Source organism: Gemmatimonadota bacterium (assembly GCA_016712265.1).
In the GTDB taxonomy this organism is placed as follows: domain Bacteria; phylum Gemmatimonadota; class Gemmatimonadetes; order Gemmatimonadales; family Gemmatimonadaceae; genus RBC101.
This window is the reverse complement of sequence record JADJRJ010000020.1, coordinates 1-14,847: the sequence shown is the minus strand read 5'-3', so window position 1 is coordinate 14,847 and position 14,847 is coordinate 1. Positions and strand designations below refer to the sequence as shown.

General features: G+C 65.0%; 14 protein-coding genes and 1 pseudogene. All 15 read left to right on the top strand.

The window, feature by feature from the left end:
- Positions 1-901 precede the first annotated feature (901 nt).
- Positions 902-1,294 (top strand): hypothetical protein, encoded by a 393-nt coding sequence (locus tag IPK85_03890; GenBank protein MBK8246529.1) that lies wholly within the window; start codon positions 902-904, stop codon positions 1,292-1,294.
- Positions 1,295-2,923: 1,629 nt separating this feature from the next.
- Positions 2,924-3,751 (top strand): trypsin-like peptidase domain-containing protein, encoded by an 828-nt coding sequence (locus tag IPK85_03885; GenBank protein ID MBK8246528.1) that lies wholly within the window; start codon positions 2,924-2,926, stop codon positions 3,749-3,751.
- 257 nt (positions 3,752-4,008) lie between these two features.
- Complete coding sequence (locus IPK85_03880; GenBank protein MBK8246527.1) at positions 4,009-4,284, top strand: BrnT family toxin; 276 nt, start codon at positions 4,009-4,011, stop codon at positions 4,282-4,284.
- Positions 4,262-4,567: a BrnA antitoxin family protein gene (locus IPK85_03875; protein ID MBK8246526.1), complete on the top strand. Its 306-nt coding sequence runs from the start codon at positions 4,262-4,264 to the stop codon at positions 4,565-4,567. The genes IPK85_03880 and IPK85_03875 overlap by 23 nt, the downstream gene beginning before the upstream one ends.
- A gap of 198 nt (positions 4,568-4,765) precedes the next feature.
- Complete coding sequence (locus tag IPK85_03870) at positions 4,766-5,725, top strand: hypothetical protein (GenBank protein MBK8246525.1); 960 nt, start codon at positions 4,766-4,768, stop codon at positions 5,723-5,725.
- Between the two features lie 714 nt (positions 5,726-6,439).
- Positions 6,440-6,613, top strand: coding sequence for a hypothetical protein (locus IPK85_03865; protein MBK8246524.1), 174 nt, complete (start codon positions 6,440-6,442; stop codon positions 6,611-6,613).
- A 576-nt stretch (positions 6,614-7,189) separates the two neighbouring features.
- Entirely contained in the window at positions 7,190-7,756 is a 567-nt protein-coding gene (locus IPK85_03860; GenBank protein MBK8246523.1) for a hypothetical protein, read from the top strand.
- Positions 7,757-8,026: 270 nt separating this feature from the next.
- Positions 8,027-8,632: a hypothetical protein gene (locus tag IPK85_03855; GenBank protein ID MBK8246522.1), complete on the top strand. Its 606-nt coding sequence runs from the start codon at positions 8,027-8,029 to the stop codon at positions 8,630-8,632.
- A 412-nt stretch (positions 8,633-9,044) separates the two neighbouring features.
- Entirely contained in the window at positions 9,045-9,770 is a 726-nt protein-coding gene (locus tag IPK85_03850; GenBank protein MBK8246521.1) for a hypothetical protein, read from the top strand.
- A gap of 158 nt (positions 9,771-9,928) precedes the next feature.
- Entirely contained in the window at positions 9,929-10,387 is a 459-nt protein-coding gene (locus tag IPK85_03845; protein MBK8246520.1) for a DUF4917 family protein, read from the top strand.
- A gap of 124 nt (positions 10,388-10,511) precedes the next feature.
- Entirely contained in the window at positions 10,512-10,961 is a 450-nt protein-coding gene (locus IPK85_03840; protein MBK8246519.1) for a DUF4917 family protein, read from the top strand.
- 177 nt (positions 10,962-11,138) lie between these two features.
- The gene (locus tag IPK85_03835; GenBank protein ID MBK8246518.1) at positions 11,139-11,648 is read left to right on the top strand and encodes a DUF2971 domain-containing protein; all 510 of its coding nucleotides are present in this window, start codon (positions 11,139-11,141) and stop codon (positions 11,646-11,648) included.
- Entirely contained in the window at positions 11,645-11,842 is a 198-nt protein-coding gene (locus IPK85_03830; protein MBK8246517.1) for a hypothetical protein, read from the top strand. The genes IPK85_03835 and IPK85_03830 overlap by 4 nt, the downstream gene beginning before the upstream one ends.
- A gap of 506 nt (positions 11,843-12,348) precedes the next feature.
- A pseudogene (locus IPK85_03825) lies at positions 12,349-12,575 on the top strand (DUF433 domain-containing protein).
- A 122-nt stretch (positions 12,576-12,697) separates the two neighbouring features.
- A complete protein-coding gene (locus IPK85_03820) occupies positions 12,698-12,931 on the top strand; it encodes a DUF5615 family PIN-like protein (GenBank protein ID MBK8246516.1) in 234 nt (77 codons plus the stop codon).
- Positions 12,932-14,847 lie beyond the last annotated feature (1,916 nt).

The window sequence follows — 14,847 nt, the reverse complement described above, 5'->3', positions numbered from 1 at the left end:
CACCCCGCGACTAGTAGATCACAGGGAAGGTCGTCGCGGGGTGCGACGGCTTTGTTTGATGGCCCGCGGGCGAACCGTGGGCGTTATGCTGACCGGAAGAGTCGTGGGTGCCTCGTCAGCAGCAGGGCTCTGTTCTGACTGACGTCAAGCTGTCGGCACCGGCCGCGGGGCCACGCGCATGGATTTCGGGCGCCCACCGGAATTCCGGCGCGCGTGCTCCCCGCGCCCTGTTCTATAAGAACCGTTTCCGCGGCGTCGGTCGCCCCCACCGACTCCTTCGCGTTACCTCGGGTCCCACTGCACGGGGAGGTGCCTCGCTCGGGGCCCGCTGTGCCCAACCGCGCGCGGTGCCTGGGGCGGCCGTCCGCGCGCGGCCACGGTCGAGGGTGCCCGGGGCCGCTCGGGTGGCAGTGGCGGCCTCGCTGGGCGTCGCCGCCCCCGGGGCAGCATAACAAACGGTTGCGCCCGCCGGGCCGATGGGCTGGCCGCCGCACCCCGCGACTAGTAGATCACAGGGAAGGTCGTCGCGGGGTGCGACGGCTTTATTTGATGGCCCGCGGGCGAACCGTGGGCGTTAGGCAGCCATGTGTCGTGGTGACTAAGCCCCCGCTCGCGGAGGATCCGGGCGCACAGCAGGGTGTTGATCCGACGTTGGGCGATGTGGGCCCGCAGCGCAGGCCGGGTACTGAGCACCCGAGGCGGTATTGACATGAGGCGGGAGGCTTGCACGTTTCCTCCTCGGGGGCTACGGTGGATAGCAGCGGCGGGCACTCCTCATGCGACGGAGCGGAGCGTGATGCGTATTGCACGGGCGTGGTGTACTCTGCTCTGGGTCCTGGCGAGCTGTTCCCAGCCAGCGCGGGAGCCTCAGGCAGAATCGCCGGATCAGTATCGAGCTGTAGTGCAAGCTGAGGTGACGCAGACGATCCATGACTTCTTCGCCGGTTTCGGCTTGGCGACCTGTTCCGACGGGACTGCGGTCTCGCGGTTCGCGAGCAACCCGACGCTCTATGTGGATGACACGGAGCTGATTGATGTGAGCCTTCCGGATTATGACGCAGGCGTGCGGCAGCGGGCCTGCAACTGGCGCAGTCACGGAGGTGGAGTGGACTCGGTCCGGGTGAGCGCTTTCAGTCCCAGTGCCGCGATGGTCGCTTGGACATATCACGACGATATCGTGCTCACGACCGGACTGCGTCGGCAAACACGGGGCGCCGTGCTCATGACGCTGGTCAAGGAGGGCGATGCGTGGAAGATCACCTCAAGCAAGACCACGGAGATCCCTGCGCCGTAGCTGACAGCATGGGCATGTGGGTGGCTGCTGCCTAACAACACGCAGCTCAGGCCGGGGCCGATGGGGTGGCCGCCGCACCCGGCGGCTTGTAGTGTAAGGGCAAGGTCCGCCGCCGGGTGCGGCGGCTTTATGAGAGGCCCCGCCTGAGAGCGTGGGGCGTTATGCTGACTGGGAGAGTGGTGAGTGCCTCCCCGGCGAGATCTCTTTTGTCTGACGGCGATCATGCTGTCGGCACCGGCCGCGGGGCCACGCGCATGGAGGGCCGTGCAGCACGGGGAGGCTGGCCCGCGCGTGCTCCCCGCGGCCTGCTTCATGGCAACCGTGCTCGCAGCGCGGGTCGTCCCCACCGGCTCGCCCGAGTTACCTCGCGTCCCACTGCCAGGGGAAGTACCGCGCTCGGGTCCCGCTGTGTCCAACTCGCGCGCGGCGCCCGGTGCGGCCGGCCCGGCCTGGCGTCGGTCGAAGGTGCACGGGGCCGCCCGGGCCGCGGGTGATGGCCTCGCCGGGCGGCGCCGCCCCGTGGCAGCATAACAAACGGTTGCGCCCGGCGGGCCGGAGGGCTGGCCGCCGCACCCCGCGACTAGTAGATCACAGGGAAGGTCGTCGCGGGGTGCGACGGCTTTATTTGATGGCCCAAGGGCGAACCGTGGGCGTTATGCTGACCGGAAGAGTCGTGGGTGCCTCGTCAGCAGCAGGGCTCTGTTCTGACTGACGTCAAGCTGTCGGCACCGGCCGCGGGGCCACGCGCATTGATTACGGCGCCCACCGGAATGCCGGCCCGCGCGTGCTCCCCGCGCCCTGTTCTATAAGAACCGTTTCCGCGGCGTCGGTCGCCCCCACCGACTCCTTCGCGTTACCTCGGGTCCCACTGCACGGGGAGGTGCCTCGCTCGGGGCCCGCTGTGCCCAACCGCGCGCGGTGCCTGGGGCGGCCGTCCGCGCGCGGCCAGGGTCGAGGGTGCCTGGGGCCGCTCGGCTGGCAGTGGCGGCCTGCGCTGGGCGTCGCCGCCCCCGGGGCAGCATAACAAACGGTTGCGCCCGCCGGGCGTGGGCTGGCCGCCGCACCCCGCGACTAGTAGATCACAGGGAAGGTCGTCGCGGGGTGCGGCGGCTCTATTTGATGGCCCGCGGGCGAACCGTGGGCGTTATGCTCACTGGGGCAGTGGTGGTGCTGTCCCCAGCAATGGCGTTGTTGTTTCAACGGCACGACCGGCGGCGGGGTCGCGACCGCGTTATCCGCAACGCCCACACAGCACACCGGGAGCAACCGTCACCAGCGGATAACGCGGCCGCCGGTTGAACACGGTGCTCGGGGGGTGCTCGGCGGGAGGGAGTGCCTCGGGTCCCAGGGTGGTCGCCCAAGAGCGGCGTCGCTCGCGTCCGTCCGAGACCTGGCGACGGTCGAGGGTGCACGGGGCCGAACGGAGGGGCGGCGGGCTGCTCGCTGAGCGTCGGCGGCCCCGCGGGAGCATAACAAGCGGTAGCGCCCGACAGGCCGTGGGGCTGGCCACCGCACCCCGCGACTAGTAGATCACAGGGCAAGGTCGTCGCGGGGTGCGGCGGCTTTTGTATTCTGGCCTGCGGGCGAACCGCGGGTCGTTAGGCGGCTTTGAGCACAACCACCGACCTAGTGGTCCTGTCGCGCATCGCAGATGCACCAGGGGTGCTGCCGGTGGCGCGAACACCGGCCACGATTGGGGAACGCGTCTACGTGATCGGTGCCCCCGAAGGCTTGGCGAACACCATCAGCGATGGATTGCTCAGTGGAGTGCGCGACGTCGAGGAGCGCAAGCTTCTGCAGATATCGGCACCCATCTCGTCCGGGTCCTCCGGTGGTCCCGTCCTCAACACCAGAGGGGAAGTAATCGGTGTGAGCGTGGCCTCCTTGCGGCTCGGCCAGAACCTGAACTTCGCCGTCACCTTGGGCGATCTGCGAGCGCTCTTGAACAGCCCTCCCGATCGGGTGCCCTTTCCAAGTGCCGAGGTCTTCGACGAGCCTGCGCCGGAAGCGACCAGCGATGAGCGGCCGCAACGGAGAGCCACCCCGCCGCGCTCTGCGGCAACGGGAGCGTTAGAGCACTTTGCGATAACAGTTCTCGTCTGCGGTGTAGCCGACCGGAACGACGTCGTGAGTTGCGGCATTCAATTTGCCAATACCGACGCCACAGGGCGCAAGAACAAGCACCTCTACGTGGACGCCGTCTTCATGACGGACGATCTCGGCGTGAAGTCTGAAGCGGAAGAGGCTCAGTTCGGCAGCAAAGTCGGGCGCCTGAAAGGGTGGACGCAAATGCTGGATGAACAAGTGCCTGCAGGTGGGAAGCTCTTGCTGATCGCACCCTTCACTGCGCCACGCCTACTAGGCACATCGGGCACGCTCTTGCTAAAGCTCTCCATTGGATTGGGAGGTAGCACCAAGGATGTGGTGATCACCAACGTCCTGATTGAGCAACGCTAGTGACAGAGCGCCGCCTAACAGAGGGTTGCTGCTGCCGCCGCTCGGGCAAGCGGGGTGGGCCGGCGCCCTTTATCGTACGGGGAGGGACACGGCGCCGGCCCACCCCGCCACTATTGGATGCGGCGCAGCAGAACCCAGACGTTATGCAGTCATCGCGCTCATGAGGTGAAAGCAGCGGTGCTCGAACGCGGGATTTGGCGCCGGGCTGGCCAGTGGGGACCGCTTGCGGCGGTGCACACGCGTACATACGTTGAGACATGACGTATGCGTGGGACCCGGCCAAGGCCGCCGAGAACCGCCGTAAGCACGGGATCGAGCTCGCCGATGCCGTGGGCGTGTTCGAGGATCCCTATGGCCTGACCCGGCCCGACCCCGAGCACGCGGAGGAACGGTTCGTCACGTTGGGCCGCGACTTGCTGGGTCGGGTGGTCGTTGTGGTGTGGACCCAGGACGAGGACGCGCTCCGCCTGATCTCGGCGCGACGCGCCACCGCCCGCGAACGCCGCCAGTATGCGGAGGACTCCGATGCGTAAGGAATACGACTTTGGGAAGGCGCGACGTGGGGCCGTTGTGCCGGCCGTGACCGGCAAGACTCGGATCACGATTCGGCTGGACGACGATGTCCTTGAGTGGTTCCGTGCCGAGGTCGAGGCGGCGGGCGGTGGGAACTACCAGACGCGGATCAATCAGGCACTGCGGCAGGCGATGACGCAGGCGGTCGAGCCCCTCGAAACGGTGGTCCGGCGGGCGCTCCGGGCCGAACTGGGGAGCCTCAAGCCGAGCCGAGCACGCCGCACCAAAGCCGGGGCTGCATAACAGTTGCTTGCTGTGGTCGCGGCTGAGGGCTAAGGTAGACCGCCATGGCCTTCGCCATGGCGGTTCTCTTATCAGAGGCCGCGCCACAGAAGCATGACGTTAGCCAGCGCAGCATTCAACTACCCAAAGGAGAGAGGCGTGAGTTCTCAGAGTCGTCTGGATCGTCTCAAGGAGCTAGAAGTCGTCGTTGGATGTCCTGTGCTTGCCTACGTCACGAGTACTCGTCCAAGTGCCGAGGCACAGATGGGCATGGATGCGATACGCTTCATCTATGAGCATCTGCGGCAACTGGCTCCTCGGCCCGAGCGCCTCGCCCTGCTAATCCACAGCAACGGGGGCGACGGAACGGTCCCGTGGAAGCTCGTGACGTTGCTGCGCGAGTACTGCCAGAACCTCCTGGTCCTCGTGCCATTTCGCGCGTTCAGCGCCGCGACGCTTACGGCGCTCGGTGCGTCAGAGATCTACCTTCATCCCATGGGGATGCTCGGTCCTACCGACCCGAGCATTACCGGTCCATACAACCCCAGGGATCCTGCCAACACGGCGCAGCTCCCGATCAGCGTTGAGGAAGTGCTGGCCTACATCGCTCTCATTCGCGAGGATGCCGGTATCAACCACGAAGACCAGGTAGTGCATGCGATCACTAAGCTGGCGGATCACGTCCACCCCATCGCTCTGGGGTCAGTTAAGCGTTCGCATCTCCAGTCACGCATGATGGCGAAGAAGCTCCTTGAGCTCGGGCAGCCGTCCGCCGACGAGCACCGCGTGAAGGAGATTGTCACCAACCTTACTTCACGGTTGTACTTTCACGGACATCCGATCAACCGATACGAGGCCAAGCAGATTGGCCTGCACATTTGCGATTGCTCAAAGGAGCTAGAGGACTCGATGTGGGCGCTCTACGAGGAGTATGAGCGTGACATGGATATGCTCACGACCTTCCACGCTGCGCAGCTATTCCACCAAGGAACGCCGAGTCTTCAGCCGGGCACGGTTGGACATGTTGACGTGTCGCCTCTTTACCTCGTCATGGTAGAGAGCGCCTCCCGGTGTGACGCTCTGTCTATGGATGTACGGATAGTCGGGCAACGGGATGCGAACGGTGGGGTACAAACCCAGATGCTGACCAACCGCCAGGGATGGCAGCAGATTCGGTAGTTGTTCGGTACGGCCGACTTTAGCACGGACTTTGCGCGACCGAGACTCAGAGTGTATCCTCCCCGACCGAGCGATGGCTAAGACACCACTACGGCTGCGGCCGACGCCGAACAGCGCCCTCCCGATCCAGCAGGCATCAACCAACATCGGGGATCCTCCTGCCGACGCAGGACTGAATCGCCCTGGCGACTCATCGGTTCTGCCCTTCGGTCAGAGTGTGCTTTCGCAGCCCATGAAGCGCTCAGCGACCTCCGTAGATCTGACGGTTCTTCTGCGCTCGAGGGCTCTGACGTAGTGAGGAGCGACGCGCGTGCGAGGCGCTGGCTAACAGGCGGCTGCTGCTGACGCCGCGTTCAGTTGAGTGGCCGCCATGCGTAGAACGCATGGCGGCCCTTTTATTAGATTGCGGCGCAGCAGAGCCGCGATCGTTATGCCGTCTCGTCAGACTGATCGATGTCCTACCCAGATAGCATCACGATCGCTTCGTGGTTCGGTCCCATTCGCATCATCCCCCATCCAGACCTGGGCCGGTTTCGGCCCACCGCTAAGGTCCGTGGCCGTCGACGATACTATCGCAGCCTTCACCAGCACGCGGCGCGCTTCGCGGTCTCGCCAGAGGGCTGGTACGATCACATGCACTGGCACGTAGACTGGAGAGGTATCGGTAACCTGAGCTGGCGCGAGCGCCATGAGCATCTCTCCGCACTCTTTACAATGTTCCGTCGTCTAGAGGCCGAAGTTGCGGCGTGGGGCGAGCCACATCAGACATGGCTGCAGATCGATGCGTTTGATGCCGCCCAGGACGCCGTGCACCTGCACACGCCGAATCCCAATGGAACGAAGTTTCCCGCCGAGTTCGACGGTGTCGTGGGGATGCGGCCATCCTGACCCGCCTGCAGGAATTCATGGTCGAATCAGGGTGGCAGTTCGGTCGTTCCGATGGCCGATGGACGCACTTCTTCGTTCGGCAGCACCCGTCCACGTAATCCACCCGAGCGGCGGTGGTCAGGCCGCACCGGTTGCAACGCGGTCGGTCGCTTTGGTGTCGCGACGCGACTACCGACGGTAACTGGCATTGTCTCCCTGGACTGGGCCACTCGGCGCACGGTCTCGGCGCGGGTACGCGGCGTGCGTCTTTGACCAAGGGGCGGCATAACAATGCGCAGCATATGACGGGCCGTGGGGGTGGCCGTCCCGCCCGGGCCGCGGTAGGATCATGGGGTGTCGGCCCGGGCGGGACGGCATTGGTTCAGATGTCCCGCAGGTGAGCGCGGGACGTTAGCCTGCATCGAATGGGTCAGGACAACCGGAGACGTGCATGAGCGGCCCTGAGGAGTCCCGTCGTCTGTTCGAGGCCTTGATCGCTTGGGCGGCCGCTTCGCCGAAAGGGGTACGTGGTGGCGGTATCGTGTTCCCGGATCTGACCTTGCATCATCGACCGACCCCACCGGGCCGGAGGCGCAGGTGCGGTTCATCGCGACTCAGGTGGACGGTGCGCCGATGATTCGGGTGGAGTACGTGCCGAACCGGGAGGCGCCGCCGACTCTGACCGACGGGGCGGTCGTGCTGACCACCGCGGGGAGTGCACCGGCAGAGTCGCCAGTGGACGGCTCGGCGACCTGTGACGCCTGCGGGGCACTGGGCACCGTAGGCTGGATCCGAGGCGGAGCGGCGGAAGGAGTGGAGCCGACCGTCAACCGCTACTGCGAGCGCTGCTGGGCACCGGAAGCGGCGTGGCATCAGGCGAAGTACGAGGACGACTGGCGGCGCTCGTCGGACGCGTGGTTGCGCAGCGAGGGTCGCGACCCGCGCCCAGCCTCAGGTGGGTTCTCCATGTCTGCGGCGACCTGGCACCAGCCGCTCACGATGGTCCGCGAGATCGAACGCCTGCTGCATCCCACGGTAGCGCCCACGGCCGCGGCGCTCGCCGGACTGGCGACGCAGATCGAGGCCCTGGCGAGCGACCTGGTGGGCCCAATGCCAGCCGAGGTCGAGGCCTTTGTACACCGCTACCGCTCGGGGGCAGGCTAACAGGTGGCTGCAGAATGACGGGCCGTTGGGGCTGGCCGGTCCGCCCGGGCACTGGTAGCATTCGGAGTGAAGGCCCGGGCGGACCGGCTCTGTTTATATGGCCCGCATCTGAGCCACGGACGTTAGCCTGCATCGAATGGGTCAGGACAACCGGAGACGTGCATGGGCGGCCCTGAGGAGTCCCGTCGTCTGTTCGAGGCCTTGATCGCTTGGGCGGCCGCTTCGCCGAAAGGGGTACGTGGTGGCGGTATCGTGTTCCCGGATCTGACCTTGCATCATCGACCGGACCCCACCGGGCCGGAGGCGCAGGTGCGGTTCATCGCGACTCAGGTGGACGGTGCGCCGATGATTCGGGTGGAGTACGTGCCGAACCGGGAGGCGCCGCCGACTCTGACCGACGGGGCGGTCGTGCTGACCACCTCGGGGAGTGCACCGGCAGAGTCGCCAGTGGACGGCTCGGCGACCTGTGACGCCTGCGGGGCACTGGGCACCGTAGGCTGGATCCGAGGCGGAGCGGCGGAAGGAGTGGAGCCGACCGTCAACCGCTACTGCGAGCGCTGCTGGGCCCCGGAAGCGGCGTGGCATCAGGCGAAGTACGAGGACGACTGGCGGCGCTCGTCGGACGCGTGGTTGCGCAGCGAGGGTCGCGACCCGCGCCCAGCCTCAGGTGGGTTCTCCATGTCTGCGGCGACCTGGCACCAGCCGCTCACGATGGTCCGCGAGATCGAACGCCTGCTGCATCCGGCGGTACCGCCCACGGCCGCGGCGCTCGCCGGACTGGCGACGCAGATCGAGGCCCTGGCGAGCGACCTGGTGGGCCCAATGCCAGCCGAGGTCGAGGCCTTTGTACACCGCTACCGCTCGGGGGCAGGCTAACAGGTGGCTGCAGAATGACGGGCCGTTGGGGCTGGCCGGTCCGCCCGGGCACTGGTAGCATTCGGAGTGAAGGCCCGGGCGGACCGGCTCTGTTTATATGGCCCGCATCTGAGCCACGGACGTTAGGCAGCATCACGCTGAGAGGGAGGCGGTATGGTTGGCTGGCGGCGAATGGGCCTGATTGGGATCGCGCTCTGCGGGTTGGTCGTGCTGCCGAGCTGCGGACCGCGCGGGCGCGCGCCGGGGATGCCCACACCGCTCGGTAACGGGTGGCGGGGTACTGTCGGACACTGAGTGTCGCTGTATCCGACTCTACGACCGCGTCACCGGTAGGCTCCTGCGCCGCATCGGCGATTCAACCGTCTTCCGTTTCCCGTACGACCTCGGTGCGTGGGCGCCCGGTCGGTTTGCGGTGTTGGATACGAACAGCATCCAGGTGTGGGACACGACGGGCCGACGGGAGCGCGTCGTTCGGGTTCCGGCGGTGATGACGGCGCTCACCGAGGGGGGTACGGGTGCGGGGGTCGTCGTCGCCGGATACCTCCGGGAGGGGACCGAGTGGAAGGTTGGGCCTGATAGCCTCATGTCCGTCCTCCATGACGTCGACCAGGCGGGACAAGTCCGGCGATCGTATCGGTCAATTTCCATCGCCAACCGAGGAGTGGACGCACGCCAGGTCTACCTCCGCAATTTCGCCGTGGCGACGACGGACACCACCGTGGCGTCGGGGATCTACAGTGCCGACACGCTGTGGATCTATGACCGGCGCACGGGCACCGAGACCCGGCTCCCGGTATCCTATCCCGGCTATCACCCACCCGAGTATCCGTCGGACTCGGTCTTCGAGCAATTGCCGGGTGGCAGTAACCGGGCCCGCATGGAATACTGGCGTCGGCGGCAGATCCTGCTGGTGCGACTCCACGCCTTACCGGGAGCGAGATGGCTCGTGGGGTTCCAAGAGTCCGACACGGCGGGGGTACGGCGGCATGTCTGGGTGGAGGTTGGGCCGCGCGGCCGACGGACCGTGACGGGGCCGACGTCGGCGGTGGCCTACCGCACGCGTGGCGACACGGTCTGGGTGGTCGACCACGCGGCCGGTGCCTGGGAAATACAGGAGTGGCTGGCCCCGCGGTGGTAGTGCTGCCTAACACGGCGCAGCACCAGCCAGGCCGCAGGGGTAGCCGTCCCGCCCGGGCCACGGTAAGATCTGGAGGTGGCGGCCCGGGCGGGCCGGCATTGGTTTAGATGGCCTGCAGGTGAGCGCGGGTCGTTAGCCGGACATACCTGAGGTGATTGATGACTCCAACAGGTGACGCGTCGCTCAATGCCTGGAGTGACATCGCGACGCTCCACTCGTGGGAGTCCATCGTGCTCGGAAATGGCGCAAGCCAGGCAGTATGGAGGCGCTTTGCCTACTCCTCGCTCTTCGATGTGGCGAAGACCGCTGGAACAGCCGCACCTCTCTCCAGCGAGGACTGTGACCTTTTTGCAGCCCTCGGTGCACAAGCAAACTTCGAAGCCGTACTGGGCGCGCTACTGACGGCGCGCACGGTTGGTCAAGCCCTCAACCATACCACGGCCGCCCTGGATGAGAGGTATCGGTCCATAAGCGAGGCACTCGTGGCAGCGGTACATCATGTGCACGTTCCGTGGGCCGTACTCGATAGGCGCGGCTGCTTCGGATCCGAACTGCGCTGGCGAGCCACGAATGGGTGTTCTCCACGAACTACGACCTGTTGTTGTACTGGGCCGTGATGGCTCAGGAAGCAAAATGACTTCAGGGACTACTTCTGGGGTGGAGCGTTCGACGTAACTAATACCGAGATACGCGGCGAGGCGACGAAGGTCTTGTACCTGCACGGAGGCCTACATCTCTACCATGACCCCAGAAGTGCCCAGGACCTACAAGGAGAAGGCGCAAGAGGGCAAGACGCTGCTTGATCTCTTCGGAAAGCGCACAGGTGGGGTGCCGCTGTGCATCACTGAGGGCTCAAGTGAACAGAAGCTTGCTGCCATTCGTCGCTCGGACTACCTGCAGTTCGCGCTCCACACGTTCAGTGATGTCCAAGGGCCAATCGTAGTGTTCGGCCACAGTCTCGGAGACGTCGATCGCCATATCGTCGATCTCCTAGCCAAGAAACGAGACCGGTTGATCGCAATCAGCGTCTACCCTTCCGAGAAGGAGAACATCGTGAAAACAAAGGCGTTCTGCCGACAGCGACTGCCGAACGCAGACCTACACTTCTTTGACTCAACATCGCATCCGCTTGGTACGCCTGATCTCAGCGTGCCCGACGATGCATCGGCGCAGTCGGTCCTTGCCGGCTAACAGCACGTTGCACTTGGCGGACCTAGTTAGCGTCTGGCACGCCCGCCCGGGCCGTGGTAGACTAATCGAGGAGCGGCCCGGGCGGGCGGCCTCTTGTTGACCCAGTCCGCAAGTGAACGTGGGTCGTTAGGTGGCTTGACAGGATACTTGATGCGCTCCCACAATCGGCGGCACGAGGTGCCGACACTGTACAAGTACGCCACGGCAGAGACCGCAGCCAAGGTTCTTGCTACTAGGAGCCTCAGGTGGAGCTCGCCCATCCTCTTCAACGACCCGTTCGACGTGCGGAGGGAATTCGAGCTTCCATTCACGAACGCCGAGTACGCGAAGGCGGTGGTGACGCGTGCGGCTCAGTATGCCCGCGGCGAAGCCGAGCCGAAGACCCTCACGCTCCGGGCGCTGTCGCTGGTGCTTCGGGGAGCTCTCAGTCGAGGCATCCCGGAAGCGGTTGTCCTGGAGGACCTCCGCAGTTCTTTAGCAATGACCATTATTCCGGTCGAGCTAACGCGTCAAGAATTGCGACGGGTCTGGTCTGAACGGGTGCCGAATATGCGGATCATCTGTTTCTCCTCAGACGCGGAGTCCCCGTCGATGTGGGCCCATTATGCCGCGGACCTCACGGGGGTGGTCTTGGGATTCGAGAGTAGCGATGAACGCGACAGTCCTTGGCTTCGGCGGAGCCGGTGATATATCAGGAAGAGGCGCCAAAGCTGCCGGGTGCGGACGATTGGGCGCGCGCAATGCTGGGTGAGGAGTCGATCGTGTGGGAGGACTTTCTCCGCGAGTACTACTTCGTAAAGTCCACGGACTGGGCCCCGGAGAAAGAGTACAGGGTTCCTGCCGACAAGAAGCCGACTGAGGAGGGCCTGTTCTCGGATTGACGTTCGCGGCAGAAGATCTCAGTGAGATCCGAATCGGTCCAAAGACTGATCCAACTCTTGCAAGCGAGGTGCGACGCATCGCGGAGGCGCGCTATCCGGATGCGCGTGTCATGGCTGCGGTGCTGGATAGCAGCAAGCGAAAGGTCAGTGTTCGGTGAAGCACCGCGGCGATGTCACGCGAGCGCGAGCGCACATGGTCGCGGCGAGGCGCCACCTAACAAGTGGCTGCAGACTGACGGGCCTTGTGGGGATGGCCGTTCCGCCCGGGCCGCAGTAGGATGTACAGGGTCGGCCCGGGCGGACCGGCTTTCTTTACGTGGCCCGCAGCTGAGCCACGGACGTTAGGCATCGCTTCGAGGGATGCCCCGACTCGTCGCCTTCTGGCTGCGTTCAGCGGCACGGGCATGACCCGAGCGAGGCGGGCAAAGGGCCCGGGCGCGTTCTCCGGGGCCGCTTACCGCCGGCGCTGGCTTGACGGCCCGACTGGGCGGCTCTAGCGTGCAGGCATGGAACTTCTGAGCCGCATCTCGATCGACCCGGCGATCCGATTCGGGAAGCCGTGCGTCCGGGGCACACGCATTTCGGTGGGGGACGTCCTCGGGTATCTCGCCGGCGGGATGAGCGAGGCGGCCGTCCTGGCGGACTTTCCTCAGCTCACGCACGACGACATCCTGGCGTGCTTGGCCTTGCAGCGGAGCGCGAGCGCCGGGTCATGCCCGTTCCCGCGGCCTAAGTGGCCGTTCGGCTCCTCTTCGACGAGAATCTGTCGGCACGTCTGGTCCGCGACCTCGCGCCGGAGTTCCCCGACTCGCGTGACGTCGTGTCCGTGCTTGCGCCCGGCCGTCGGACGAGGCCATCTGGACGTACGCCGGCGCTCACGGGTTCGTCATCATCACCAAGGACGAAGATTTTCAGCGGTTCAGCGTCTGGCGCGGGTTTCCGCCCAAAGTGATTTGGATCCGGCAGGGGAATGCGTCGACGGGAGCCGTCGCGGCCCTGCTGCGGGGCAGTATGACGCAGATTCGCGAGTTCGTGGCACACCCGGACGCAGCGTTTCTCCCCCTCGGACGACTGCCGGGCGATGCCTAACAGCGTGCAGGAGCGGTCAGCCGCATCAAGGACGCGGCTTCGCCGCTTGGTGATACTGCGTCTGCCGCTCAGCACAGGTCGTTAGGCCGTCTCCGCGGCTACGGCTCAGGTCGCTAACAACATAGTGCGCTAATCGCTGGGCAAGCTTAACCTCACAATGGGAGCGCGCACGACTCCCGGGCGGCCGTGGGTCACTGGTAGCGTTGTTCCCGCAAACTCTTCATCTGGAGGCACTCCAAATGAAAGGCGCCCGACTGCTCGTCCTCACCCTGTTCGTAGGTGCCGGTACTGCCCTCGTCTCCGCGCCGGCCGCCGCTCAGGCGTGTACAGAGCGGTGTCAGTTCATTCAAACACCCAGCGATACTGGGTGGGCGTGCATGAGCGGGGGCACCAACAAGAACTGTGTCGCGACGCAGGCTCAATGCACCATCACCATGTGCGGCGGGACCGGTGGAACGAAGGTCTATACGAGTATCTCGCTCCCCGGCACGAGAGAGCTTGCTTTCCTGGAACAATGCGCCGTCGTCGGTGCAACGGACCAGACGGTTGCGGTTCTCTATCAAGCACTGTCTGGGGTTGAGATGCGAACGCGTGTCAGCAGCACGCCAAGCCGATTCCTCGATGTCGCCGGTCAACGCCTGGCGACGCACATGGTTGGAGGTGGTGGGTTATAGAAGTGCCGCTTGCCTGATGCCGAAACGGCCTCGCGACGCGCGCCAGTACCCGGGCGCGCGTCGCTCCCTTTCCCAGCGACGGAGGTAGTCATGCTGAGGCGGTCAATCAAGAGGTCGCAGTGGTGTCGCTCGGCGGTGGTAGGATTCGGACGCCTCATGGTGCCGGGAGTGCTTGCAGTAGTCACGACGCCGGCCCTCCGGGGGCAAACAGATGATCAGCTGAAAGGAACGCCACTTGCCGACTCCAAGACTGAGATCGTCGGCCGATCACTCAACCTTGGCCTCGTCACGGCGCTAAGGGTGTCGGTCGATGGAACGCTTTTGATCATCGATCGCTCTCTGCCAAAGGTGTTGAGGATTCGACCAGATGGCACGCTGGCTGTTATTCGTTCGGGCGATCCGGTGACGGTCCTGGAGAATTCAGGTTCCCGTATCGCCTTGCCGAGCGGAGTGATGGCAGCATTGTGGTGTTCGATCTCGCGAATCGGAGCTTCTCACAGTTCAGTTCTCAGGGGGCATTTGTAAAGCGATGGACACCGACCCCGGAGGTTGCTGTTATCGAGAGCTTGGTGGCGCTGCCCGATCGCCAAGTAGCGATGACGGGAATCGTGCGAGATGCCGCCGCGAGGAACAAAGCGGTCCACGTCTTCGATGATCAGTTTCGCCTCGTACGCTCATTCGGAGACTTGCCATTCGCGCTATCGAGAGCGGCTCTTGAGCAGTGGATCGCACCGGGTATGGTGCTGACACCGAACGGACAACTGCTCGTGTCGCGCCGCATTCCATACGAGCTCAGCTGGTACTGGTTTAATGGCACTCTGGCGCGCAAAGTGAACGTTGAAAGGCGGGTGTCGCGGTCAGTGGATGAGGTTATGCAGGTAACAGGACGGGCCGGAGAACAGACCACGCGCCTGCGAAAGGACGCAGCGTACGCGCTGTGGGCACTCCAGCTCTCTGATGGCCGAGTAATCTCCGCGCGCAAACAGGGGCCAGTAGGCATCTGGGATGTCCTGGATGCCAAGGGTCGGCTGCTCTCATCCGTCCCCGCGCCCACGCGAGTTCTGTCCCCCGTAAATGGTTCAGGGTATCGGGCAAGCCGCGGACTGTGGTTCTTTGGGATCAGCGAAGAACGCGAACCCGTGCTGTATCGTGTGACTCCAGGCTTGCCCCGTCAATAGACCACGCCCGATGACTGCATGTCCGGACATCGCGGGACTTACCATTTGCTGACCTGCTGATGCT

Bases quoted from the DNA above. Each gene is read 5' to 3' on its own strand.
- IPK85_03875 (MBK8246526.1), top strand. From the start codon at position 4,262: ATGCGGAGGACTCCGATGCGTAAGGAATACGACTTTGGGAAGGCGCGA.
- IPK85_03840 (MBK8246519.1), top strand. From the start codon at position 10,512: ATGACCCCAGAAGTGCCCAGGACCTACAAGGAGAAGGCGCAAGAGGGC.
- IPK85_03845 (MBK8246520.1), top strand. From the start codon at position 9,929: ATGACTCCAACAGGTGACGCGTCGCTCAATGCCTGGAGTGACATCGCG.
- IPK85_03880 (MBK8246527.1), top strand. From the start codon at position 4,009: ATGACGTATGCGTGGGACCCGGCCAAGGCCGCCGAGAACCGCCGTAAG.
- IPK85_03865 (MBK8246524.1), top strand. From the start codon at position 6,440: ATGTTCCGTCGTCTAGAGGCCGAAGTTGCGGCGTGGGGCGAGCCACAT.